The sequence below is a fragment of the Kitasatospora sp. NPDC057542 genome (genome assembly GCF_042801945.1).
Lineage (GTDB): Bacteria > Actinomycetota > Actinomycetes > Streptomycetales > Streptomycetaceae > Kitasatospora.
This window is the reverse complement of record NZ_JBHVFE010000783.1, coordinates 1-1,980: the sequence shown is the minus strand read 5'-3', so window position 1 is coordinate 1,980 and position 1,980 is coordinate 1. Positions and strand designations below refer to the sequence as shown.

At 69.9% G+C, this 1,980-nt stretch carries 4 protein-coding genes; 2 read left to right on the top strand and 2 right to left on the bottom strand.

The features are described from left to right. Together ACFU7Y_RS43440 and ACFU7Y_RS43435 are read left to right on the top strand one after the other, a co-directional pair. A partial coding sequence (locus tag ACFU7Y_RS43440; protein ID WP_380771976.1) for a hypothetical protein occupies positions 1-187 on the top strand: 187 nt, incomplete at its 5' end. A gap of 140 nt (positions 188-327) precedes the next feature. Continuing rightward, on the top strand, positions 328-618 hold the full coding sequence (locus tag ACFU7Y_RS43435; RefSeq protein WP_380771974.1) for a transposase: 291 nt from the start codon (positions 328-330) through the stop codon (positions 616-618). On the opposite strand, the gene ACFU7Y_RS43430 is transcribed toward ACFU7Y_RS43435, so the two are convergent. Together ACFU7Y_RS43430 and ACFU7Y_RS43425 are read right to left on the bottom strand one after the other, a co-directional pair. Then, a complete protein-coding gene (locus ACFU7Y_RS43430) occupies positions 591-839 on the bottom strand; it encodes a hypothetical protein (protein WP_380545236.1) in 249 nt (82 codons plus the stop codon). The genes ACFU7Y_RS43435 and ACFU7Y_RS43430 overlap by 28 nt on opposite strands. Positions 840-917: 78 nt before the next feature. Then, positions 918-1,898 carry a 3-oxoacyl-ACP synthase III family protein gene (locus ACFU7Y_RS43425; protein WP_224279292.1) on the bottom strand — a complete coding sequence of 327 codons (981 nt, stop codon included), beginning with the start codon at positions 1,896-1,898 and terminating at the stop codon, positions 918-920. Positions 1,899-1,980: the final 82 nt, after the last annotated feature.

Below are 1,980 nucleotides of genomic sequence, written 5' to 3'. Positions count from 1 at the left end.
CGAATCGCGGACGAAGCTGGAAGTCCACCACGTCCGCAAACTCGCCGACCTCAACCGGCCCGGTCGTCGGGACAAACCCGCCTGGGTGCAACTGATGGCCAAGCGACGGCGCAAGACCCTTGTGATCTGCCGCCGCTGCCATGAGGACATCCATGCAGGGCGGGGCACCGCGCCGCTTCGGAATTAGTCACTGGAGAGCGGGATGCCGGGAAACTGGCCCGTCCCGTTCGGGAAGGGGCCGTCGGAAAAGGACCTCAGCCTGAGGCACCTCGTCGGCGGCCTACTTCACCCCGGAGGAAGCAGTCTCAGGTGGGAACCAAGAGCAACATGAGTAAGCGGTACACGGCGGAGTTCAAGAGGGACGCGGTCGCGCTCGTCCGGTCTTCTCCGCACCGGAACGTCACCGAGATCGCCCGGGAGCTGGGGGTCAGCCCGGAGAGGCTGCGGGGCTGGGTCAAGCAGGACCGCGCGGACCGTGGCGAGGGCCGGCCCGGTGACCTGACCAGCCCCGAGCGCGAGGAGCTCACCCGGCTGCGGCGGCAGACGGTCGAGCAGCAGAAGACGATCGAGATCCTGCGCAAGGCGGCCGCCTATTTCGCGGCCGAGACGAATCGGTGATCCGCTTCCGTTTCGTTGAGGACCACCACGGCGCCTTCGGCGTCAAGCGGATCTGCCGGGCGCTGGGGATCGCCCGCTCCTCCTTCTACGCCTGGCGGGCCCGCGAACAGGACCGTCGCGCCCGCGAACGGGCCGAAGACCTCCTGGCCGCCGAGATCGCGGTGATCCACCTCGCCTCCCGGGGCGCCTACGGCGTCCCGCGCGTTCACGCGGAACGACACCCTCGCAGCGTAGACGGAGAGTGTCCAACCGCAGGGTGGAACTTCACTACGGCGCTTTCCCCACCGGCCCGGACCTTCTCACCACTCGACCAGCGCGAATCCCGCCGACATACCGCCGCCGAAGCCGGCCAGGAGGATCAGGTCGCCGGGGGTGAAGGCGCCAGCGCGGGCGGCCGCGTCCAGGGTGATCGGGATGGAGGCGGCTCCCGTGTTGGCGTAGTGCGTCAGGGTGCGGTGCATGGTCGCGCGAGGCAGTGCCAGGTCGGCGAAGACGCTGTCCAGCATGGTGCCGTTGGCCTGGTGCGGTACGAAGTGGTCGATGTCGTCGGGCGCGACACCGCATTCGTGCAGGAATCCCTTGACCAGCTGCGGCAGGTGGTCACCGACGAAGTTCCGCACGCCTCGCCCGTCCATCGCGAAGTACTGGAGCCCTGCGTCGAGGACCGTCTGGTCCACCGGCATGCGGCTGCCGCCGGCGGGCACCTCGATGAGCCCCGACAGTTCGCCGAACGAGTGCAGTGAGAGGTGCCGGACACGTGGTCCGTGGTCGACCGGCGCCCCCAGGACCACGGCTCCGGCGCCGTCCCCGAACAGGATCACGGTCCTGCGGTCGGCCCGGTTCAGGATGCGGGAGTACAGGTCCGCACCGATGACCAGCGCATGGCCGCCGGTGCGGGCGAGTACGCCCTCGGCCGCGGAGAGCGCGAACACCGTGCCGGAGCAGACCGCGTTGACGTCGAACGCGGCCGCGCCGCTCGCGCCGAGCCGCTGCTGGACGTAGGCGGCGGTGGGCGGTTGCGGCCGGTCGGGTGTGGACGTGGCGACCACGATCACGGACAGCTCCTCGGCGGAGATGCCGGCCGACCTCAGCGCGGCACGCCCCGCGGCGGTGGCCAGGTCCGAGGTGGCCTGGCCGTCGGCAGCCCATCGTCGTTCCCGGATGCCGGTCCTGTCGGTGATCCACGCGTCGTCGACCCCCGCCGCCGCCGCGGCCTCGTCATTGGACACGATTCGCTCCGGCACATAGGCACCCGTACCGAGAATCCTGACGTCGGTCATACGGCTGCCCTCCCCTCAAATGGATGGAGAACGGTGTGTGTAGAACTGGCCTGCGGCCGTGGCGGGCGCGTTCGGGGTGCCC

Bases quoted from the DNA above. Each gene is read 5' to 3' on its own strand.
- ACFU7Y_RS43435 (WP_380771974.1), top strand. From the start codon at position 328: ATGAGTAAGCGGTACACGGCGGAGTTCAAGAGGGACGCGGTCGCGCTC.
- ACFU7Y_RS43425 (WP_224279292.1), bottom strand. From the start codon at position 1,898: ATGACCGACGTCAGGATTCTCGGTACGGGTGCCTATGTGCCGGAGCGA.